General features: G+C 68.2%; 21 protein-coding genes. 10 read left to right on the forward strand and 11 right to left on the reverse strand.

The features are described 5' to 3' along the window. Window positions 1-34: 34 nt before the first annotated feature. Complete coding sequence (locus tag MRBLWO13_RS17405; RefSeq protein ID WP_341975346.1) at window positions 35-1558, forward strand: DEAD/DEAH box helicase; 1524 nt, start codon at window positions 35-37, stop codon at window positions 1556-1558. Between the two features lie 42 nt (window positions 1559-1600). On the opposite strand, the gene MRBLWO13_RS17410 is transcribed toward MRBLWO13_RS17405, so the two are convergent. Then, window positions 1601-2476: a PHP domain-containing protein gene (locus MRBLWO13_RS17410; RefSeq protein WP_341975347.1), complete on the reverse strand. Its 876-nt coding sequence runs from the start codon at window positions 2474-2476 to the stop codon at window positions 1601-1603. Window positions 2477-2563: 87 nt separating this feature from the next. Between MRBLWO13_RS17410 and MRBLWO13_RS17415 the strand changes: the two genes are divergently transcribed. The 3 genes from MRBLWO13_RS17415 to MRBLWO13_RS17425 all read left to right on the forward strand — a co-directional run bounded on the left by MRBLWO13_RS17415 (window position 2564) and on the right by MRBLWO13_RS17425 (window position 6006). Next, on the forward strand, window positions 2564-3586 hold the full coding sequence (locus MRBLWO13_RS17415; protein WP_341975348.1) for an endonuclease/exonuclease/phosphatase family protein: 1023 nt from the start codon (window positions 2564-2566) through the stop codon (window positions 3584-3586). Window positions 3587-3622: 36 nt separating this feature from the next. Then, window positions 3623-5032, forward strand: coding sequence for an aminopeptidase P family protein (locus tag MRBLWO13_RS17420; RefSeq protein WP_341975349.1), 1410 nt, complete (start codon window positions 3623-3625; stop codon window positions 5030-5032). A 65-nt stretch (window positions 5033-5097) separates the two neighbouring features. After that, window positions 5098-6006, forward strand: a complete 909-nt coding sequence (locus tag MRBLWO13_RS17425; protein WP_341975350.1) for a phosphotransferase — start codon at window positions 5098-5100, stop codon at window positions 6004-6006. A 16-nt stretch (window positions 6007-6022) separates the two neighbouring features. Here the strand turns inward: MRBLWO13_RS17425 and MRBLWO13_RS17430 are convergent, their stop codons facing one another. From MRBLWO13_RS17430 to MRBLWO13_RS17440, 3 genes are read right to left on the reverse strand one after another with little or no spacing between them, the layout of a single operon-like run. Then, entirely contained in the window at window positions 6023-6415 is a 393-nt protein-coding gene (locus tag MRBLWO13_RS17430; protein ID WP_341978470.1) for a VOC family protein, read from the reverse strand. A gap of 2 nt (window positions 6416-6417) precedes the next feature. Further along, the gene (locus MRBLWO13_RS17435; RefSeq protein WP_341975351.1) at window positions 6418-7080 is read right to left on the reverse strand and encodes an alpha/beta family hydrolase; all 663 of its coding nucleotides are present in this window, start codon (window positions 7078-7080) and stop codon (window positions 6418-6420) included. A 7-nt stretch (window positions 7081-7087) separates the two neighbouring features. Beyond that, the gene (locus MRBLWO13_RS17440) at window positions 7088-7900 is read right to left on the reverse strand and encodes a general stress protein (RefSeq protein ID WP_341975352.1); all 813 of its coding nucleotides are present in this window, start codon (window positions 7898-7900) and stop codon (window positions 7088-7090) included. 88 nt (window positions 7901-7988) lie between these two features. Here MRBLWO13_RS17440 and MRBLWO13_RS17445 point away from each other — a divergent pair, with 88 nt between their 5' ends. Genes MRBLWO13_RS17445 through MRBLWO13_RS17455 form a run of 3 tightly spaced genes read left to right on the forward strand, consistent with a single transcriptional unit; the run spans window position 7989 to window position 10908 of the window. Continuing rightward, window positions 7989-9254, forward strand: a complete 1266-nt coding sequence (locus MRBLWO13_RS17445; RefSeq protein WP_341975353.1) for a CBS domain-containing protein — start codon at window positions 7989-7991, stop codon at window positions 9252-9254. Further along, window positions 9254-9790 (forward strand): DUF1003 domain-containing protein, encoded by a 537-nt coding sequence (locus tag MRBLWO13_RS17450; protein WP_341975354.1) that lies wholly within the window; start codon window positions 9254-9256, stop codon window positions 9788-9790. The genes MRBLWO13_RS17445 and MRBLWO13_RS17450 overlap by 1 nt, the downstream gene beginning before the upstream one ends. After that, on the forward strand, window positions 9787-10908 hold the full coding sequence (locus tag MRBLWO13_RS17455; protein ID WP_341975355.1) for an Mrp/NBP35 family ATP-binding protein: 1122 nt from the start codon (window positions 9787-9789) through the stop codon (window positions 10906-10908). The genes MRBLWO13_RS17450 and MRBLWO13_RS17455 overlap by 4 nt, the downstream gene beginning before the upstream one ends. On the opposite strand, the gene MRBLWO13_RS17460 is transcribed toward MRBLWO13_RS17455, so the two are convergent. Beyond that, entirely contained in the window at window positions 10901-11524 is a 624-nt protein-coding gene (locus MRBLWO13_RS17460) for a hypothetical protein (protein ID WP_341975356.1), read from the reverse strand. The two genes, MRBLWO13_RS17455 and MRBLWO13_RS17460, sit on opposite strands and share 8 nt — an antisense overlap. Continuing rightward, a complete protein-coding gene (locus MRBLWO13_RS17465; protein WP_341975357.1) occupies window positions 11521-11913 on the reverse strand; it encodes a Sec-independent protein translocase TatB in 393 nt (130 codons plus the stop codon). Before MRBLWO13_RS17465 ends, MRBLWO13_RS17460 begins: the two co-directional genes overlap by 4 nt. An 89-nt stretch (window positions 11914-12002) precedes the next feature. Here MRBLWO13_RS17465 and MRBLWO13_RS17470 point away from each other — a divergent pair, with 89 nt between their 5' ends. Next, window positions 12003-12641, forward strand: a complete 639-nt coding sequence (locus MRBLWO13_RS17470; RefSeq protein ID WP_341975358.1) for a class I SAM-dependent methyltransferase — start codon at window positions 12003-12005, stop codon at window positions 12639-12641. A gap of 86 nt (window positions 12642-12727) precedes the next feature. Here the strand turns inward: MRBLWO13_RS17470 and MRBLWO13_RS17475 are convergent, their stop codons facing one another. From MRBLWO13_RS17475 to dapE, 3 genes are all read right to left on the reverse strand, one after another. Continuing rightward, window positions 12728-12901 carry a DUF3117 domain-containing protein gene (locus MRBLWO13_RS17475; protein WP_067122349.1) on the reverse strand — a complete coding sequence of 58 codons (174 nt, stop codon included), beginning with the start codon at window positions 12899-12901 and terminating at the stop codon, window positions 12728-12730. A 94-nt stretch (window positions 12902-12995) separates the two neighbouring features. Further along, a complete protein-coding gene (locus MRBLWO13_RS17480) occupies window positions 12996-14216 on the reverse strand; it encodes a hypothetical protein (protein WP_341975359.1) in 1221 nt (406 codons plus the stop codon). Further along, a complete protein-coding gene (dapE, locus tag MRBLWO13_RS17485) occupies window positions 14198-15271 on the reverse strand; it encodes a succinyl-diaminopimelate desuccinylase (protein WP_341975360.1) in 1074 nt (357 codons plus the stop codon). Before dapE ends, MRBLWO13_RS17480 begins: the two co-directional genes overlap by 19 nt. Before the next feature lie 40 nt (window positions 15272-15311). On the opposite strand from dapE, the gene dapD reads away from it, so the two are divergent. Beyond that, on the forward strand, window positions 15312-16265 hold the full coding sequence (gene dapD / locus MRBLWO13_RS17490; RefSeq protein ID WP_341975361.1) for a 2,3,4,5-tetrahydropyridine-2,6-dicarboxylate N-succinyltransferase: 954 nt from the start codon (window positions 15312-15314) through the stop codon (window positions 16263-16265). 242 nt (window positions 16266-16507) lie between these two features. Continuing rightward, complete coding sequence (locus tag MRBLWO13_RS17495; protein ID WP_341975362.1) at window positions 16508-17866, forward strand: DEAD/DEAH box helicase; 1359 nt, start codon at window positions 16508-16510, stop codon at window positions 17864-17866. A 109-nt stretch (window positions 17867-17975) separates the two neighbouring features. Here the strand turns inward: MRBLWO13_RS17495 and MRBLWO13_RS17500 are convergent, their stop codons facing one another. Then, window positions 17976-18452 (reverse strand): SRPBCC family protein, encoded by a 477-nt coding sequence (locus tag MRBLWO13_RS17500; RefSeq protein ID WP_341975363.1) that lies wholly within the window; start codon window positions 18450-18452, stop codon window positions 17976-17978. A gap of 9 nt (window positions 18453-18461) precedes the next feature. After that, entirely contained in the window at window positions 18462-19757 is a 1296-nt protein-coding gene (locus MRBLWO13_RS17505; RefSeq protein ID WP_341975364.1) for a citrate synthase, read from the reverse strand. Window positions 19758-19855 lie beyond the last annotated feature (98 nt).

Genomic DNA, 19855 nt, shown 5'->3' on the forward strand with positions numbered 1-19855 from the left:
CTCTGCAAGGCTCGCCGGACAGGCATCTGAAGAATTGACTACTTTCGCTGATCTCGGCGTCGATCAGGACATCGTCGAAGCGCTCGCTTCCAAGGGCATCATCGACGCGTTCCCCATCCAGGAGCAGACCATCCCCCTCGGCCTTCCCGGCCAGGACATCATCGGCCAGGCCAAGACGGGCACCGGCAAGACCTTCGGCTTCGGCATCCCGGTCGTGCAGCGCCTCGGCCTGAACCCGTCGCACGGCGTCAAGGCGCTCATCGTCGTGCCGACCCGCGAACTCGCGGTGCAGGTGTACGAAGACATGGACCTGCTCACCAGCAACCGCGCAACCAGCGTCGTCGCAATCTACGGCGGCAAGGCCTACGAAGGACAGATCGACCAGCTGAAGGCCGGCGCGCAGATCGTCGTCGGCACGCCCGGTCGTCTGATCGACCTCGCCGGTCAGCGTCTGCTCGACCTGTCGAACGCAACCCAGGTCGTGCTCGACGAGGCCGACAAGATGCTCGACCTCGGCTTCCTCGCCGACATCGAGAAGATCTTCCAGAAGGTGCCGGCAGTCCGTCACACGCAGCTGTTCTCGGCGACCATGCCTGGCCCGATCGTGGCACTCGCCCGCCGGTTCATGAGCAACCCGATCCACATCCGCGCGACCGATCCCGACGAGGGTCTCACGCAGGCGAACATCAAGCACCTCGTGTACCGGGCGCACTCGATGGACAAGGACGAGGTCATCGGTCGCATCCTGCAGGCAGAGGGCCGCGGCAAGACCGTGATCTTCACCCGCACTAAGCGTGCGGCGCAGCGGCTGGTCGACGAGCTGGGCGACCGCGGCTTCAACGTCGGCGGTGTCCACGGCGACATGGGCCAGGAGCAGCGCGAGCGCTCGATGGCCGCTTTCAAGGCCGGCAAGCGGGACGTGCTGGTCGCCACCGACGTCGCCGCGCGCGGCATCGATGTCGATGACGTCACGCACGTGATCAACCACACCATCCCGGACGAGGACAAGACGTACCTGCACCGCGCCGGTCGCACCGGCCGCGCCGGCAAGACCGGCATCGCGGTCACCTTCGTCGACTGGGAGGACATGCACAAGTGGGCCCTCATCAACCGCGCTCTCGAGTTCGGCCAGCCTGAGCCTGTCGAGACCTACTCGTCGAGCCCGCACCTCTTCGAAGACCTCGACATCCCCGCGGGGACGAAGGGCCGGCTGACGACGGCACCGAAGGCTGAGGCTCCGAAGACGCAGCGCACCCCGCGACCGGAGCGCGCAGTGGATGCCGCCGAGCAGGGCACCGACGAGGGCGGGACGCGCCGTCGCCGTCGCCGTCGCGGCGGTGCCGAGAAGGTCGGATCCACCTTCGCCGAGGGCACGGAATCAGGCTCGTCCGCGAGCTCTTCCGATGACGCAGGCGTCGCCGCGCATGAGGCCGCTGAGCCCGGCGCCGGCACCCACGACGGTGCAGGCAAGGAACACCACGACGGCAAGCCGGCTCCCGCTCGCCGCCGTCGCCGTCGCCGCGGCGGCACTGGTGCCGGAGCGCCGACCGGCGCCTGAACGACATGACCTGAGGGGCGGATGCTGTGCAGCATCCGCCCCTCAGGCGTATCGCGGCGCCGAGCCCGTCGCCCGATCGATGAGCCGAGCCACCATGTCTTCGGACGTGGTGTTCTCGCCAGGCCGATTCGGTTTGCCGGTGCCGTGGTAATCACTTGATCCCGTGATGATGAGGTCGTGCTTCGCTGCGATCTCGTGCAGCATCTTCTTGCCGGCGGCCGTGTTCTCCCGGTGATCGATCTCGAAGCCGCCGAGTCCCGCCGCGATCAGCTTCTCGATGAACGGCACCGGCATCATCCTGTCGCGACCAGACGTCACGGGGTGCGCGATGATGGCCACTCCCCCGGCTTCGGTGATCAGTCGCACTGCCGTGAGAGGGTCGGGTGCGTAGTGCGGCTCGTAGTAACCCTCGCGCGGATGCAGGATGCCGTCGAAAGCCTCGGTCCGGTCGCGGACGATGCCTCGGGCCACCAGCGCATCAGCGATGTGCGGGCGACCCACCGTCGCATCCAGCATCGTCTGTGCGAGGACGTCGTCCCAGTGCAGGTCGTAGTCGCGTGAGATGTTGCGGACGATCCGTTCAGCCCGCCCGATCCGGTCGCCGCGGATGCGGTCGGTCTCGACGCGCAGCGCGGCATCGTCCGGATCGAAGAGGTAGCCGAGCACGTGCACACTGCGCCACTCGTGCTTCGCGGAGAGTTCCATCCCCGGGATGAAGGTCATGTCCAGCTCGCCCGCGGCCGTCGCCGCCTCGTCCCACCCGGTGGTGCGATCGTGATCGGTGAGGGCTGCGGTGCGGACGCCGTACGCATGCGCCTGACGCATCACTTCGGCCGGCGCCTCGGTCCCGTCGGAGTGGTTGGAGTGCAGATGCAGGTCGGCGGGACCCGCGAATCGATGCGACGGATCAGCGGCCATCCTCTGAGCGTAGCGAGCGCGGACGACACCGGGCGCGACCGGCGCCGCGGCAGGGACTTCACAGGCTCTCCTCCTAGGCTTGAGGGGATGTTTCGTCTCCTCGGGATCCTCCTCACGCTGCTTCTCGCGATCGCGACTGCGATCGTGGTCTGGCCGCAGTTCTTCCGTCTCGAGCAGACGTACCCGTTCGCGCAGCTCGTCGCAGCGCGAGGGCTGGTGCTGGGCGGATTCCTGGCGGTCGCCGTGCTCTCGCTGCTGCTGCTCCTCGTGCGCCCGCTGCGCGGCTTCGCCGCTTCGGTGTTGATCGTCGCCCTGCTCGGCGCCGGCGCAACCGGGATCATCGGCGCGACCCGCGGCTTCGGCGACTCCTCACTCCCGGAGAAGACCGATTCCAGCATCCGGGTGCTGACCTGGAACACCGCAGGAGAAGCAGTATCTGCCGACGAGATCGCCACGCAGATCCTCGCGCAGAGCGCCGACATCGTCTCGTTGCCGGAGACCTCGCAGTCCGTCGGTGAGAGCATCGCGATCCTGCTGCGCGATCAGGGGTATCCGATGTGGGTGCATCACGTGCAGTACCGACCGGACGTACCCGACGGGCCGCAGTCCTGGCAGACGACCGTGCTCGTCTCCCCGGAACTGGGCGATTACTCCGTGATCCAGTCGTCCGAGGACGGTTCGAGCAACACCGGCTCGGTGCCGAGCGCCGTGCTGATGCCTGTCGACGGGGAGGGTCCGACGATCGTCGCCGTCCACGCGGTCGCACCCCGGCTCGAGGAGATGGATCTTTGGCGATCCGATCTGCAGTGGATCGCCGACCAGTGCCCACAGGGAGATGTCATCCTCGCCGGTGATTTCAACGCGACCGTCGACCACATGGCCCCATTCGGCGTCGACGGCGGCGACATGGGGTACTGCCGCGACGTGGCATCGCGCACCGGCAACGGCCTCGTCGGCACGTGGCCGAGTTCGCTCCCCGCACTCGCCGGCGCGCCGATCGATCATGTGATGGCCTCGCCGAACTGGCGTCCCACCGGCTCTCTCATCTTCGAGGACGCCGGCGGCAGCGATCACCGCGGGATGGTCGTCCAGCTCGAGCCCGTGGGCTGACTCCCACGATCGTCCGGCAGGTGAGAGACTGGTCGGATGAGCACTGGAGAGCGCGACACGATCGCAGAGCCCGCCGCCGAGACCAGCACCACGAACCGCAAGCAGCCGTTCCCCCGGGGCTTCCTCGACACCATCTCCACCGGATGGGCTGAACGCCCGGAGTCGTTGCCGACACCGCGCGCGCAGGCGCCGTACGCCGCCGCACGTCGCGCTGTGGTGTCCGCCGCGTTCCCCGGAAAGCGCCTGGTCATCCCGGCCGGATCGCTCAAGCAGCGCAGCAACGACACCGACTACGTATTCCGTGCGCACTCCGCGTTCGCGCACCTGACCGGGTGGGCGTCGGATGCCGAGCCCGATTCCGTCCTCGTCTTCGAGCCGTCCGCCGACGGCCACGACGTGACGCTGTACTTCCGCGAGCGGGCTGACCGCACGACGACGGAGTTCTACGCCGACGCCACGGTCGGCGAATTCTGGATCGGCCCCCGCCCGTCGCTCGCCGGCGTCGCCGCGGATCTCGCCGTCGCCACCGCGCACCTCGACGAGTTCTCGTCCGTCGAGGGCGAGCTGGTGCTCGATTCGGATGCCGCGCTGGACAGCTTCGTCTCCGAGCTGCGCCTGGTCAAGGACGACTTCGAGATCGCGGAGATGCGCCGGGCGGTCGACATCACCGCACGTGGCTTCGATGACATCATCGCTGCGCTCCCCGAAGCATCGGTGCATGCCCGCGGCGAGCGCGTCGTCGAGGGTGTCTTCCACCGCCGCGCTCGAGAAGAGGGCAACGGCGAGGGATACGACACGATCGCCGCATCCGGTCCGCACGCCTGCTACCTGCACTGGACGCGCAATGACGGCACGGTGGTCCCCGGCGATCTGATCCTCGTCGATGCCGGCGTCGAGGCCGACAGCCTGTACACAGCCGACATCACGAGGACCCTGCCGGTATCGGGCACGTTCACCGATGTGCAGCGCCGGGTGTACGACGCCGTCGTGGAAGCCGCCGATGCGGCGTTCGCGGCCGCGCGCATCGGCGTTCGGTTCCGCACGGTGCACGAGGCCGCGATGCAGGTGATCGCTGCACGCGTCGCCGAGTGGGGACTGCTTCCGGTGAGCGCCGAGGAGGCGCTGGATGCGGATGCGGGAGGCCAGCACCGCCGCTACATGGTGCACGGCACGTCGCATCATCTCGGAATCGATGTGCACGACTGCGCGCAGGCACGCCGCGAGATGTACTACGACGGAATCCTCGAGCCGGGCATGGTCTTCACGATCGAGCCGGGACTCTACTTCCAGATCGACGACCTGACGGTACCGGCCGAACTGCGTGGAATCGGCGTGCGCATCGAGGACGACATCCTGATGACCGAAGACGGCCCGGTGAACCTGTCGGCAGAGATTCCGCGTACTGCCGACGACGTGGAGGCGTGGATCAAGCGGTTGCAGGCATGATGAGCGGGTTGTCGGGGTGAGCAAGTCGTTCATTCAGCAGCAAGCCGGACGTTGAGCAGCAACCGATGCACGAGAATCAACTCGACGTCGACGAGGATCTCGCCCGTCGGCTGATCGCCGCGCAGTTCCCGTCGTTGGCTGCGCTGCCGGTGCGACGTGTGCGCACGGCCGGAACCGTGAACACGATCATGCGCATCGGCGAGGATCTCGTCGCACGTTTCCCGTTGCAGGCCACTGCGCCGGCGGAGCTGGTCGCGGAAGCAGCGGCGCTGACGGAGTTCTCGAGCGCGAGTGCGTTCCCGTCGCCGCAGCCGTTCGGCGCCGGCGAGGCGACTGCGGAGTACCCGTCCGCCTGGTCGGTGCAGACCTGGGTACCGGGTGAGGTCGCTCGGCCCGACCGGCACGCGTCATCGGCATCGCTGGCCGAGGACGTCGCAACCCTCATCACCTCGCTGCGCAGGCTCGACCAGGGTGGCCGAGTCTTCGACGGTCGGGGTCGGGGCGGATCTCTGCGCGACCACGACGAATGGATGGTGCACTGCTTCGCGCAGAGCGCGCACCTGATCGACGTGCCGCACGCGGAGCGGTTGTGGGCGGTGCTGCACGACCTGCCGCGATCGGGCTCGGATGTGATGAGCCACCGCGACCTGACCCCGCCGAATCTGCTCGTCTCCGATAGCACCGGCGCCGATCGACTCGCCGGCGTGCTGGACGGCGGGGCCTTCGGCCCCACGGACCCCGGACTCGACCTCGTCGCCGCATGGCACCTCTTCGACGGTCCAGCGCGACGCGTGGTGCGGGAACGTGTCGGCGCCGGGAACACCGAGTGGTTCCGCGGAGCCGCGTGGGCGCTGCAGCAGGCGATGGGCCTGGTCTGGTACTACGAGGAGTCGAATCCGGAGATGAGTGCTCTCGGCTTGTCGACGCTGCACCGGCTGCTCGAGGATGCGGAGCTGGGCGCGCTGATTCCGTAAGTGCGCGACTGAAACCTCAGCTCCCGTCTGCCACCACTTCGACCTTGAACCCGGCGGTGTTCTCCAGCCAACCGGCATAGTGATCCGGGCCACCGGCGTGCGGATAACGCTCCTGGTACAGCGCCCGCCACCCGTGCGCCGAGGCGTCGGACATGGTCGCATCGACCTCCGCACGAGAGCTGCCCCAGAACGCGAGGTGATTCACCCCGGGCCGGCGGCGGTCATGATCGGGCGAGGAGAGATTCGGCGACGTCGTCAGGGTCAGGTACGCGCCGCCGGCATCCCAGGTCTGCCCCTGCGGCCACTCCGCGATGCATTCGAATCCGAGCGCGGACAGCAGCCAGCCCCACGACGGCGCGGCCTCCTCGACTTCGGCGACCCAGATCTCGACGTGATGAAGCCCTTTCAGACTCATCCCTGGCGCCCGGCGAAGTCCGCCACGAACGGCGCGAGCGATGCCCCGATATCGGATGCTGGGCGCTTGCGCCCCTTCACCTCGAACGTGTGCCCGCCGCCGTCGATCCACGCCACTCGCGCGTCCTGGCAGCTCTCGACGACCTCTTCGAACTGCGTCAGCGGCTGGATGAACGGGTCGTTGGTCCCCTCGATGAACAACTGCGGCACACTGATCGCGGGAAGATGCTCGGCGCGCGGCTTCTCCGGTTTGCCTGGTGCATGCAGCGGATACCCCAGATAGACAAGACCATCCACGGCAAGCCCTTCGGCGACGGCCATCGAGGCCATCCGACCGCCGTAGGATTTGCCGGTCGCCCACAACGACTCCTGCGAACCCCGATCGCGTGCACAGGCCACCGCGGCGTTCCAGGTCGCGATCGCGTGCGCGGCCGGACCCGGCATCCGTCGCCCCAGTTCCACATAAGGGAAGTTGAAGCGCAACGTCGAGAATCCGAGCTCACCGAGTGCCGAAGCGTATCCAGTGAGGAAAGGATGGTCCATTCCGGTGCCCGCGCCGTGGGCGATCAGCACCGTGCCGCGGCCGGTTCCCTCGCCCCACACCGCCGACACCTCGACCGCGCCCGTGGGCAGCGTCACGTCGAAGCGGAACGGATTCATCGGGAGGTCAGGAGTCCGCTGCGCTCTCACGCCCGGCCGGACGAGGGCTCTCGCTCTCGGGAGCCGCGGCTTCCTCCGCTGCCGGCGCGGATGAAGTCTCGACCGCAGCGGTCGGAACCGCCGGGGCCGCTTCTGCTGGAGCCGGTGCGGGTACGGGTGCGGGTGCCGGAGCATCCGTCGAGGCGGGCACCACTCGTTCGCCATACATCGGAGCCGCCGGACGCGGGGGGACGACGTACCCCTCGGCGCCGGGATCGGTTCCGGGCGACGGCGCCACCGGAGTCGCGCCGGGTACAACACGCTCGCCGTAACGAGGCGGCTCGTCGAGATTCATCGGCGGACGCGTCGTCTGCGGCGTGACGGCACCCAGCACCTGACGGGCCTTCGCGAGAGACGACGGCATCACCGTCACCTCGTAGTGATCGGCGGCGAACTGGGTGATGCTCGCGAAGTCGCGGCGACGACGCACGATCGCATAGGTGATGAGGCTCAGCAGCATGCCGACGGCGACACCGATGAGGACGAAACCGACGAAGAGCTGGATCGGCACCTCGGGCTGGCCGATCACCAGGATCGCGGCGAGGAAGAGACCGATGAGCACGCCGTTGATCGCCCCCGAGCGTGCGGCGGCCGCGTAGCCCAGTCGCCCGGTCACCCGCTCGACCGTCCTCACGCTCTGCCCGATGATCGCGATGTCCCTCGCGGGCACCTCCCCCGCGATCAGCTTGGACACCGTCTTCTGGGCGGCCTCGTATTCGCGCATCGAGGCGACGGTCTCGCCGGTATCGGTGCCGTTGGCCGGACGGTTCAGCATGCTCATTGGTCCATTCTTCCACGCCCGCTGATGGGCGTACTGGGAACCGTCGATCCGGCCGCGCGCCGAAGGCACGCGCACTACGCTGGGAACCGTGAGCACACAACGGGTTTTTGCCGCGCGCCTGGCCGGGTGCGCTGTCTTCGACCCCGCTGGCGACCGGCTCGGCAAAGTCCGTGACGTCGTCATCGTGTACCGAAGTACCGGCGCCCCTCGTGTGATCGGCCTCGTCGTGGAGATCCCGGGAAGACGACACGTCTTCCTCTCCATCGGACGAGTCACCTCCATCCGCTCCGGCCAGGTGATCAGCACCGGCCTCATCAACGTGCGCAGGTTCCAGCCGCGGGCAGGTGAAGTACGCGTGCTCGCGGAGATGCTCGGCCGCAGAGTGTCTTTCGCCGACGGCAGCGGCAACGCCGTCATCGAAGACGTCGCGATCGAACCGAACCGCCTCGGCGAATGGGCCGTCAGCCAGCTCTTCCTGCGCCGCCCGAAGACCAGCGCTTCTCCGTTCGCGAAGGGACCGACGACCTTCGCCGCGTGGAGCGAAGTGGCCGAGGAGCGCGCCCCCGGCGAATCGCAGTCGGCCGAGCAGCTCGTCGCCTCGTACTCCGAGCTCCATGCTGCCGACCTCGCCAACACCCTCCTCGACCTGCCGGAGAAGCGCATGCTCGAGGTCGCGGAGGAACTCTCCGACGACCGTCTCGCCGATGCACTCGAAGAGATGCCCGAAGACGAGCAGGTGCACATCCTCGACCAGCTCGGAGACGAGCGCGCTGCCGACATCCTCGACCAGATGGATCCGGATGACGCAGCCGACCTGCTGGCTCAGCTTCCCTCCAGCCGACTCGAGCAGCTGCTCGAGCTGATGGAGCCGGAGGAGGCCGAGGACGTCAGGATGCTGCTCCGATACGGCCCGGATACGGCGGGTGGCCTGATGACCCCCGAGCCGATCATCCTTTCGGCCGACGCGACCGTCGCCGAAGCGCTTGCGCTGATCCGTCGACACGAGCTGCACCCGGCTCTCGCCGCGGCGGTGTTCGTGACGCTGCCGCCATTCGAGACGCCCACGGGACGACTCCTCGGCGTCGTGCACTTCCAGCGGATGCTGCGCTACCCGCCGCACGAGCGGCTGGGAGCGATCATGGACGACAGCCTGGAGACGGTATCGGTCACGGCATCCGCCATGGAGGTCGCCCGCATGCTCGCGAGCTACGACCTCGTCTCGCTGCCGGTAATCGACGCGGCGCACCGTCTCGTCGGTGCGATCAGCATCGACGACATGCTCGACTACCTGCTGCCGGACGACTGGCGCAGCCACGACACCGATGAGAAGACCGAAGCAAAGGAGACGCGCTGATGGCTCGCTCCGCGCGCCTCGATGCGCCTCTCGGCCGCGGCACGCCCCTCGGTCGCAGCACCACACGGCAGCGGCCCACTTCACGCGACCGCTTCGGCCGGTTCACCGAGTGGGTGGCGCGCGCGATGGGCACGCCCGCCTTCCTGGTGATGCTGTCACTGTTCTGCGTGCTGTGGATCATCTGGAACACACTGACGCCCGAGAACTGGCGCTTCGATGCCGCCGCGAACGGCTTCACCGCCCTCACGCTGATGCTCTCTCTGCAGGCGTCTTACGCTGCCCCGCTGATCCTGCTGGCGCAGAACCGTCAGGACGACCGCGACCGCGTGCAGATCGAACAGGATCGCCAGCGCGCGGAGCGGAATCTCGCCGACACCGAGTACCTCGCCCGCGAGATCGTGGCTCTGCGGATGTCGCTCGAGGAGCGCAACTCGCAGACCGTGACCCGTGACGTGCTGCGCCAGGAGCTGAAGGCGCTGCTGGCGGAACTCGAGGATTCCGATCCGAAGGCACCGTCCGGCGGTACCCCGTCATGACGGCGGCCGATCGGGTCAGGGCAGCCGTCGCCGCGGTCACCGATCCGGAGCTCCGCCGTCCGATCGGCGACCTCGACATGGTGCGGGAGATCGCGGTGGACGGCGACCGCGCGCATGTGGGAATCGTGCTGACGATCGCAGGATGCCCCGCAGCGCAGCGCATCGAATCGGATGTACATCGGGCCGCGGCATCAGTTCCCGGGATCGCAGAGGTCATCGTCGAGGTCGGCGTGATGACGCCGGTCGAGCGGAAGGCGCTGACCGAGAAGCTGCGCGACGGGCGACCCGCCAGGCAGATGCCGTTCGGCCCTGAGTCGCTCACTCGTGTGATCCTGGTCTCCAGCGGCAAAGGCGGCGTCGGCAAGTCCACTGTCACCGCAAATCTCGCCGTCGCACTCGCTGAACAGGGATTGGCCGTCGGTCTCGTGGATGCCGATGTGCACGGCTTCTCAATCCCGGGGCTCCTCGGCATCCCGGCCGGAACCCAGCCGACCCGCATCGACGATCTCATGCTGCCGCCGGTCGCTTATGGCGTGAAGACGATCTCGATCGGGATGTTCTTGCGCGACGGCGAAGCCGTCGTCGCCTGGCGCGGACCGATGCTGCACCGCACCGTCACGCAGTTCCTCACCGACGTCTTCTTCGGAGACCTCGACGTTCTCCTCATCGACATGCCGCCCGGTACCGGCGACATCGCGATCTCGATCGGTCAGCTGCTCCCGCACGCCGAGGTGCTCGTCGTCACGACGCCCCAGACCGCCGCATCCGAGGTGGCGATCCGCAGTGGACTGGTGGCCAGACAGACCGGCCAGCGGGTCATCGGCGTCGTGGAGAACATGGCCGCCTTCGCGCTGCCCGACGGCACCGTCATCGATCTGTTCGGATCCGGCGGCGGCGCCGCGGTCGCCGAGGCTCTCTCCGAGCCGGGTGCTCCTGTCCCCCTGCTCGCGTCGATTCCGCTCAGCCCGGCTCTGCGCACGGGCGGTGACGCCGGCATCCCGGTGGTCACGGCCGACCCGACGGATGCCGCTGCGGGCGCGATTCTCAACCTCGCGAGAACGCTTTCCGCGCAGGGCCGTGGCCTCGCCGGTCGCTCTCTTCCGATGTCCCTCAGCTGACGGCGGTCCGACGCCCTGAGGCACGGCGGGTGAACGCCACTCTGAGGCCGATCACCAACGGGAGCAGCACCGAGAACAACGGCAGGACGACGGCGCAGAACGCCAGCACCGTCCCGATCGCGAAACCGTTCGATCCCGTACGGCCGAGACCGAGCTCCCCGCCGCCGAAAGTGTCCCCCGCAACAAGGAACTCGCCGTCGTACGTGCCGAGCGAGTCCACGCACGTCACGTCGTGGACTCCGGAGACGGACGCCGTGAACTGCACGACCTGCTCGAACCCCCGCCGCGGAGTCATCCACCACAGCGTGTCGTCCCAGGTCAGAGACGGCGCACCACGCAACGGCAACTCGACGCCGTCCGGTGCGATCACGGTGCAGCGGGTCGAGCCGAGCGCAGGCGAGATTCCACTGGCCCAGACGCCGGAGCGCGCACCCTCGTCAAGATCGACCGGCACAGTGCGCCCGAGGGGACTCGACGGGGCCTCCTCCACGGAAGACACGATCGGCAGCACCCACAGCGTCCAGATCAGAATCCCGGCGAGCAGCGCGACGACCGCAGCGCCGAGCGCTACATGATCCCGATCGGTGAACCCGGATCTGTGAGCGGATGGGCTCACGTGGCCTCGACGTCGAACGGCGGTGGATTGCCGCCGGTGAAGGCAGGGCTGATCTGCGAACGACGAGGAGCCACCGGCTCAGGCACGGGCTCCGCGATGGCGACCGTGGTTGCGGCCGCAGCCGGCTTCGAGTCGTCCTCGAGCAGGGCGTCCCTGATGATGCGGCGAGGATCGTACTGACGTGGATCGAGCTTGCGCCAGTCGACGTCGTCGATCTCCGGACCCATCTCCTCGCGCACCTTGGACTTCGTGTCGCGCAGGAAGAGACCGGCGCGCCGCACGAACTTGGAGAAGTTCTCAGCGACCCTGGGGAGGCGCTCAGGACCGATGATCATCACCGCGATCAGACCGATCAGCAGGAGCTTCTCGAAGGTGAGCCCGAATGTCATATGCCCAGGCTACCGCCGCGCCTGCCCTCGCCGCACACACCGTGCACATACCCTGGAAACAGGATGACGATCAACGGGAGAATCAGGCCATGAGCGAGCACGACGCGAACGCACGTTTCATCCGTGAATCCATCGTCGAACCGGACGCGATCGCCCGTGCACGCGCCCATGCCGTGGAATTGGGGGCGTCCCCGATCAGTGCGGCCGTCGGAGCGCAGATCGCCGTGCTGGCCGCAGCCACCGGCGCTCGGTCGATCGTCGAGATCGGCACCGGAGCCGGAGTGTCCGGACTGTGGCTGATGCGCGGTGCGCCGCAGGCGGTGCTGACCTCGATCGACAACGAGCCGGAGCATCTCGCCGCGGCACGCCAGGCGTTCGCCGACGCAAAGGTCCCCTCGACCAGGGCACGATTCATCACCGGCCGCGCGGCCGATGTGCTGCCGCGGATGAACGAAGCCTCCTATGACATCGTGCTCGTCGACGCGGATGCCGAGAACGTGATCGAGTACGTCGAGCACGGCCTGCGCCTGGCGCGCAACGGCGGACTGGTGCTCGTCCCCCGTGTCCTCGCCGGCGGCCGCGTCGCAGATCCCGTGCAGCGCGACGCCGTCACCGCCGCCTATCGCTCGCTCATCCAGGAGACTCAGGAGTCCTCGGCCGTGCTCGCGGCGGTATCACCCGCGGGCGAAGGACTGCTCCAGTTGGTCAGCATCGGCGACCGCACCTGACCACCGGCGAACCACACGCACAGAAGGGGCAGCGGATCATTGATCCGCTGCCCCTTCTGCATCCGCTCGCGCGGATGGGGATTTCGTCAGGCCGGCGTCACGACGGCTGCCAGCACGTCGTGAAGCTCCTTGGCCTCTGCATCGTTCACGGAGACAACCAGACGGCCGCCGCCCTCAAGCGGGACACGCACGATGATGAGTCGCCCCTCCTTCACGGCCTCCATCGGTCCGTCTCCGGTTCTTGGCTTCATCGCTGCCATCGTGGCTCCTTTCCCTCGGTCGTATGGATTAACTTTATCGGGTGTCGCCGACGCCCGGACGTCACATGTGAAGAAATGCATCAACCCTTAACGTTCAGGGCACCTGCCAGAACGTGTTGCCGAGGGCGTAGACGTGGTAGATCCAGAGCCATTGGCCGAGCAGAACCGCCGCCAGGACCCCGAGCCGCCAGGGGCGCGACCGCGGAACGGCGATTGCTCCCCACAGCGGGCTGAGCGGAATGAGCAACCGGAACGTGCTCGACTGCGGGAAGAACACCGCCAGCAGGTACAGCGCGTAGCTCAGGCTCCACAATCGCAGATCGGCGCCGAGCGCCCTCACGTGGCGCGATCGCAACAGGGCGACACCGAAGGCGGCCACCAGCACGATGAGGGCGATGAGGCCCCACCATGGCGGCATCCCCCACTGGCCGAACCAGAACTGCGCCGCCTGGATCCATCCATCGAACGGCACGAACCCCGAGGCGCCGCCGGAGACCCAGTTGCGCCGCCACGCGAGCTCGGTGGCGAGGTAGGCACCGGCGTCCCCGGTCACGAGCCCCGCGATCACCTGCCAGCCGAAGCCGGTCGCGGTGGCGAGGGCGCCGAGCGCGACGATGTGAACGATCTCGCGAACCGGCAGCGGATCCTCACGGCGGCGGACCCAGCGGAGGATTCCGTAGAGGCCGAGGTACAGCGCGAACGCGAGAATGCCTGGACGCGTGAAGGCCATCACCGGAACGAGGAGATACAGCAGCCAGAAACGGCGCCGGGCCACGGCATCCAGAGCGAGGAACAGGAAGAGCAGGAAGAGCGTCTCCGCGTAGCCGACCTGGAACAGCGCTCCGAGCGGGCCCGCGGCGAAGAACACGACCGCCCACATGGCGGCCGAGGCACCGATCCTGTCGCGGAGCAGCCGATGCAGCGCGAGGCAGGCGAGGAACCCGGCCACCAACGAGACGAGAAGCGCGCCAGCACCCCAGGACCCGAAGAGGAGCCCCAGCGCTTTCGCTGCGTATGCGTACACGGGCATGAACGCCCAGGTGTTCTCAGCAACCTCACCGGACTCCGTCAGCGGCAGTTCCCCCGGGTAGCCGTACTCGGCGACCGACCAATACCACTGCGCGTCCCAGCCGAGGACGAAGTCGACGAGCCCCGCATCCGCCCCGAACCGGGAGAGCGGCGTCGACAACGACGCGGCGAGCAGAAGCAGACCGGTCGTCACCAACCGTGCGGACACATAGACGACGGCGATACGCGCGACGACGGGAATCTGCGCCCAGCGTCGGGCGGCTCCGATCAGCGGGCCGTGAGCCACGCGCGGAGTCCCCGCTCCACGGCATCGATCTGGGCGAGCGGAACGCGCTCCTGATCGTGATGAGCCAGGTGCGGGTCGCCGGGTCCGTAGTTCACCGCGGGGATGCCGAGGGCCGAGAACCGGGCAACATCCGTCCACCCGTATTTCGGCCGCGGTTCGGCGCCGACAGCAGCGACGAACTCCTGGGCGATCGGCGCGTCCAGCCCCGGACGGGCGCCCTCGGCGGCATCCGTGATCTCCACTTCGAAGCCGGCGAGAACGCCGCGCACGTGCGCCTCGGCCTCTGCCGCGTTCTTGTTCGGGGCGAAGCGGTAGTTCACCTCGACCTCGCACGCGTCCGGGATGACATTGCCGGCCACACCACCGGCGATGCGCACGGCGCTGAGACTCTCGCGGTACAGCAATCCGTCCACGGGGATCTCGCGGGCCTGGTACTCGGCCAGCCGGCTGAGGATGGGAGCCGCACGGTGGATGGCGTTGTCACCGACCCAGGCACGGGCGCTGTGCGCACGCACGCCGACAGTGCGCACGATCGCACGCAGCGTGCCATTGCAGCCGCCCTCGACCTCGCCGTTGGACGGCTCACCGAGGATCGCGAAGTCCGCAGCGAACAGGTCAGGGCGAACCGCAGCCAGAAGGCCGAGCCCGTTCTTCGACGCCTCGACCTCTTCGTTGTCGTACCACATCCAGGTGATATCGATCACGGGGTCGACGAGCTCGGCGGCGAGCTTCAGCTGCACGGCGGTCCCGGACTTCATGTCGACGGTGCCTCGCCCCCAGAGAAAGGCCTCGCCGTCGATCTCGACATCGCGAGTCGGCAGGTTCGCGTTGATCGGGACGGTGTCGATGTGCCCCGCGATCACGACGCGCTGGGCGCGGCCGAGATCGGTGCGGGCGACGATGGTGTTTCCATGGCGGATCACTTCGAGGTGCGCCAGCGGCGCGACGGCCGCCTCGATCGCGTCGGCCAGCGTCTGCTCCTCACCGGAGACGCTGGGGATGTCGCAGATCGCGCGAGTGAGATCGACGGAGGACGCGGTCAGGTCGAGCGGCATGCGTTCCAGCCTACTGTCGTGGATTCGGTAGCGTTGAGGCATGACAGAAGCGCGCACTGCCTGGGGAGTCGGCCTCACCACCATCGCCGGCGACGGCACCGTCCTGGATGCCTGGTTCCCCGAAGTCGGCTCCGGCCCGTTGAACGCAGCGGATGCCGCCGCAGCGGTTGTCACCTGGGAGGCGCTGGCCGAGCCCGACGAGCGGCGCAACGTCACCGTCGAGGTCGTGCAGCTGCAGATCGATCTGGATGCCGCACCCGCTTCGACGGCCGATGCCTACCTGCGTCTGCACGCCCTCTCCCACCTCGTGGTGCGCCCGAACGAGCTGAACCTCGACGGGATCTTCGGACACCTCCCGAACGTCGCGTGGACGAGCGCAGGGCCGATGCACCCGAGCGATGCCGCCCGCCTGCGACCGCTACTGCAACGTGCCGGCATCCAGGTGCAGGGACTGGACAAGTTCCCTCGGCTCACCGACTACGTCCTGCCGGCCGGCGTGCGGATCGCAGATGCCTCGCGAGTACGCCTGGGAGCGCACCTCTCCCCCGGCACGACCGTGATGCACGAGGGCTTCGTGAACTTCAACGCCGGAACGCTCGGCGCCGCCATGGTCGAGGGACGCATCTCGCAGGGCGTCGTCGTCGGGGCGGACAGCGACATCGGCGCCGGCGCATCGATCATGGGCACCCTCTCCGGCGGCGGCACCGTGCGGGTCTCGATCGGCGAGCGGTCGCTGCTGGGCGCGAACGCCGGAATCGGCATCGCGCTCGGCGACGACTGCATCGTCGAGGCCGGTCTCTACGTCACGGCGGGCTCCAAGGTCCTCCTGGCTGACGGCCCCAACACCGCCGACGGCGGCAAGCGCGTCGTGAAGGCCGGCGAGCTGAGCGGCCGCAACGGTCTCCTGTTCTGGCGCAACTCCGTCACGGGTGCGATCGAGGCGAAGCACCGCGCAGGCGTCGGCGTCACCCTGAACGAGGCGCTGCACGCCTGACAGCCCCCGCAGGCCTGTACTTCCGCTGGGCTGCTGGCGGGGCGCACAGGGTACGTCTGACACCCCGTGCTAGTCTCATAGGGATGCCTCTCGCGAGAGCGAGACGTCTGCGTCGTCGACACGCTCCCGCGCCACTTGCTGGTTCTGGCCTTTTCGAACGGCGAAACGATGCGCGATCCCGCGCCGTCGCCCACCTTCCCGCACAGCGCCTCTGTTGCGTGTGCACTCACGGAGATACATCTATGACTTCCTTCCTCGACCTCGGCGTGCCCGCCGATCTCGCTGCAGTCCTTGCTGCAGATGGCAAGACCGAGGCGTTCGCCATCCAGCGCGACACCCTCCCCGACTCCCTCGCCGGCCGTGACCTCCTCGGCCGCGGCCGCACCGGCAGTGGCAAGACCATCGCCTTCGCGCTTCCGCTCGTCGCCCGTCTCGCGGCGTCGTCCCGCTCCAGCCGCGCCGGCCACCCGCGCGGCCTCGTGCTCGCTCCGACCCGCGAGCTCGCCACCCAGATCGCAGCGACCATCGCGCCGCTCGCGGCAGCAGCCGGCCTCCGCGTCACCACCGTGTTCGGTGGCGTCAGCCAGCGCCCGCAGGAGCAGGCACTCCGCAGCGGCGTCGACATCGTCGTCGCCTGCCCCGGCCGTCTCGAAGACCTGATGAAGCAGCGGGTCGTGCACCTCGACGCCGTCGAGATCACCGTGCTCGACGAGGCCGACCACATGGCCGACCTCGGCTTCCTGCCCGGTGTCACCCGCATCCTCACCGCGACTCCGGCCGGCGGACAGCGTCTGCTGTTCAGCGCCACGCTGGACCGCGGTATCGACACCCTCGCTCGCCGGTTCCTGTCGAACGCGGTCAGCCACGAGGTCGACGAGTCCAGCGTGCCGGTCGGCGAGATGACGCACCGCGTGCTCGTCGTCGATTCCACCGACAACAAGACGACCCTGGTCCGCGAACTCGCGTCCGGCACCGGCCGCCGCATCCTGTTCACCCGCACCAAGCACCAGGCGAAGAAGCTCGCCAAGCAGCTGACCGCCGCCGGCATCCCGGCTGTGGATCTGCACGGCAACCTGTCCCAGAACGCGCGTGAGCGCAACCTGGGCGCGTTCTCGTCCGCTCCGGAAGACGGCGGCGTGCGCGTGCTCGTCGCCACCGACGTCGCCGCCCGCGGTGTGCACGTCGACAACGTCGACCTGGTCGTGCACGTCGACCCGCCGATGGAGCACAAGGCGTACCTGCACCGCTCGGGTCGTACCGCGCGCGCAGGCGCTGCCGGTACCGTCGTCACCGTCGTGCTCCCCGAGCAGCGTCGTGACGTGAAGGACCTTCTCCGCAAGGCATCCATCACCGCACCTCTCGAAGACGTCACCGCCGGTGCCGTCGCCGAGCTCGTCGGCCAGCGTGCCGAGCACGTGCGCCCGGCGCCGATCGTTCAGCAGCAGCCGCAGCGTCAGGCGCCCAAGCAGCGCCCCGCCGGTGCCGGCGCTCCCCCGGCCCGTCGCAGCCGCCGTCCCCGTCCTGCCGGTCAGGGTCAGGCGCAGGGTGCCGGTCGCGGCCAGGGTGGCGGCCAGGGCCGTCGCAGCTCGCAGGGACGCTGATCTAGCCTCGCTCCCCATCTCGGGGTCGTACATGGCCGCCATCCTTTGAGGATGGCGGCCATCTGCGTCTCCCGGCGTGCTCGGAACGCGCTGATCAGAGCCTGCGGCCTCAGCGCCGCACGGACTCCAGGACGACCGGATCTGCGCATCCCCTGGCGAAGCCGGCGATGCGCCGCCGGATCTCGAAGCCCAGCACCCGCACGCCGATCCACTCGGCCACTGGAGCGAGCCATATCGGACGGCAGGAGAAGTTGTACTTCCACACCGCGAGCGTGCCCGTGCCGGACGGCGCGGGCGTGAAGCGCCAGCCGCCGCCGAGCTTCGAGAAGAACCAGGGACCGTCCACCATCACCATCCCCACGTTCGTCGGCGGGGCGTACGAGACGTAGCGACTGACCATCGAGAAGCCGAAACGCTGACGGGTGTAGGTGAGCACGTCCTTGTCCGCGGCTGTCGCGCCGTCGAGGAAGTGCTGTTCGCTGATGAATCGATCCCAGCGCCGGCGTACCTGACCTGTCGTCTGCGACACCGCGAACGCCGTCGCCGGATCCACCGGGACGACGACCTCAGCGCTGACGACCGGCACGGTCGTGGCTCAGCGGCCCGGGTACTGCCGTTCCGGCCAGCCGGTGTACAGCTGCTGCGGCCGGCCGATCTTCGTCTGCGGGTCGTTCTGCAGCTCGCGCCACTGGGCGAGCCAGCCCGGCAGACGGCCGATCGCGAACAGCACGGTGAACATGCGGGTCGGGAAACCCATCGCCTTGTAGATGACGCCGGTGTAGAAGTCGACGTTCGGGTACAGCCGACGCTCGCGGAAGTAGTCGTCGGCGAGTGCGAGCTCCTCGAGCTCCTGGGCGAGATCCAGAAGCGGATCGGTGACCCCGAGCTCGGCGAGAACCTCGCGAGCCGCCTCCTTCACGAGCTTGGCGCGCGGGTCGTAGTTCTTGTACACCCGGTGCCCGAAGCCCATCAGCTTCACGCCCTCTTCCTTGTTCTTCACCCGCTCGACGAAGCGCGAGACGCTCTGTCCCGAGTCGCGGATCTGGCCGAGCATCGTCAGCACGGCCTCGTTCGCACCGCCGTGCAGGGGTCCGGAGAGGGCCTGGATGCCCGCCGAGATCGACGCGAACTGATTCGCTCCGGTGGACCCGACGAGGCGGACCGTCGACGTGGAGGCGTTCTGCTCGTGGTCTTCGTGCAGGATGAGCAGCAGCTCGAGCGCCTTCGACATCACCGGGTTGATCTCGTAGGGCTCGGAATGCACGCCGAAGTTCAGCTTCAGGAAGTTGTCGACGAAGCTCAGCGAGTTGTCCGGGTAGAGGAACGCCTGACCGATGCTCTTCTTGTGCGCGTACGCGGCGATGACGGGAAGCTTCGCGAGCATCCGGACCATGTTCAGCTCGACGTGCTCGGGGTTCGCCGGGTCGGATTCCTGCTGGTAGTACGTCGAAAGGGCAGCCACCGCGGAGGAGAGCACCGCCATCGGGTGCGCGTTGTCCGGCAGCGCCTGGAAGAAGTGCTTGAGATCTTCGTGCAGCAGCGTGTGGCGGCGGATCTTCTCGTCGAACTCCGCCAGCTCGGATGCCGACGGCAGCTCGCCGTAGATGAGCAGCCAGGCGACTTCGAGGTAATTCGTGTTGCCCGCGAGCTGCTCGATCGGATATCCGCGATAGCGCAGGATGCCCTTGTCACCGTCGATGAAGGTGATGTCGGACTTCGTCGAGGCCGTGTTGACGAAGCCGTAGTCCAGCCCGGTGTAGCCGGTCTGGCGGGTCAGCGTGGAGAAGTCGATGCTGTTATGCCCTGCGGTGCCGCGCACCAGGGGGAACTCTGCGGTGGTCTCACCGATCGTCAGCTTCGCTGTGGCCTGCTGGTCTGCCGCTGCGCTCACGCGGACCTCCTCATAGGTGTCTTGCACGTAGGTCTCTCGACTTCAGTCAAAAAAATCAGGGCGATGTCACGACGCAGAGCGTCAGGCCGGGTCACAGC

It is taken from the genome of Microbacterium sp. LWO13-1.2, from assembly GCF_038397725.1.
Lineage (GTDB): Bacteria > Actinomycetota > Actinomycetes > Actinomycetales > Microbacteriaceae > Microbacterium.

Bases quoted from the DNA above. Each gene is read 5' to 3' on its own strand.
- MRBLWO13_RS17410 (WP_341975347.1), bottom strand. From the start codon at position 2,476: ATGGCCGCTGATCCGTCGCATCGATTCGCGGGTCCCGCCGACCTGCAT.
- MRBLWO13_RS17415 (WP_341975348.1), top strand. From the start codon at position 2,564: ATGTTTCGTCTCCTCGGGATCCTCCTCACGCTGCTTCTCGCGATCGCG.
- MRBLWO13_RS17420 (WP_341975349.1), top strand. From the start codon at position 3,623: ATGAGCACTGGAGAGCGCGACACGATCGCAGAGCCCGCCGCCGAGACC.
- MRBLWO13_RS17425 (WP_341975350.1), top strand. From the start codon at position 5,098: ATGCACGAGAATCAACTCGACGTCGACGAGGATCTCGCCCGTCGGCTG.
- MRBLWO13_RS17435 (WP_341975351.1), bottom strand. From the start codon at position 7,080: ATGAATCCGTTCCGCTTCGACGTGACGCTGCCCACGGGCGCGGTCGAG.
- MRBLWO13_RS17440 (WP_341975352.1), bottom strand. From the start codon at position 7,900: ATGAGCATGCTGAACCGTCCGGCCAACGGCACCGATACCGGCGAGACC.
- MRBLWO13_RS17450 (WP_341975354.1), top strand. From the start codon at position 9,254: ATGGCTCGCTCCGCGCGCCTCGATGCGCCTCTCGGCCGCGGCACGCCC.
- MRBLWO13_RS17455 (WP_341975355.1), top strand. From the start codon at position 9,787: ATGACGGCGGCCGATCGGGTCAGGGCAGCCGTCGCCGCGGTCACCGAT.
- MRBLWO13_RS17465 (WP_341975357.1), bottom strand. From the start codon at position 11,913: ATGACATTCGGGCTCACCTTCGAGAAGCTCCTGCTGATCGGTCTGATC.
- MRBLWO13_RS17470 (WP_341975358.1), top strand. From the start codon at position 12,003: ATGAGCGAGCACGACGCGAACGCACGTTTCATCCGTGAATCCATCGTC.
- MRBLWO13_RS17475 (WP_067122349.1), bottom strand. From the start codon at position 12,901: ATGGCAGCGATGAAGCCAAGAACCGGAGACGGACCGATGGAGGCCGTG.
- dapE (WP_341975360.1), bottom strand. From the start codon at position 15,271: ATGCCGCTCGACCTGACCGCGTCCTCCGTCGATCTCACTCGCGCGATC.
- dapD (WP_341975361.1), top strand. From the start codon at position 15,312: ATGACAGAAGCGCGCACTGCCTGGGGAGTCGGCCTCACCACCATCGCC.
- MRBLWO13_RS17495 (WP_341975362.1), top strand. From the start codon at position 16,508: ATGACTTCCTTCCTCGACCTCGGCGTGCCCGCCGATCTCGCTGCAGTC.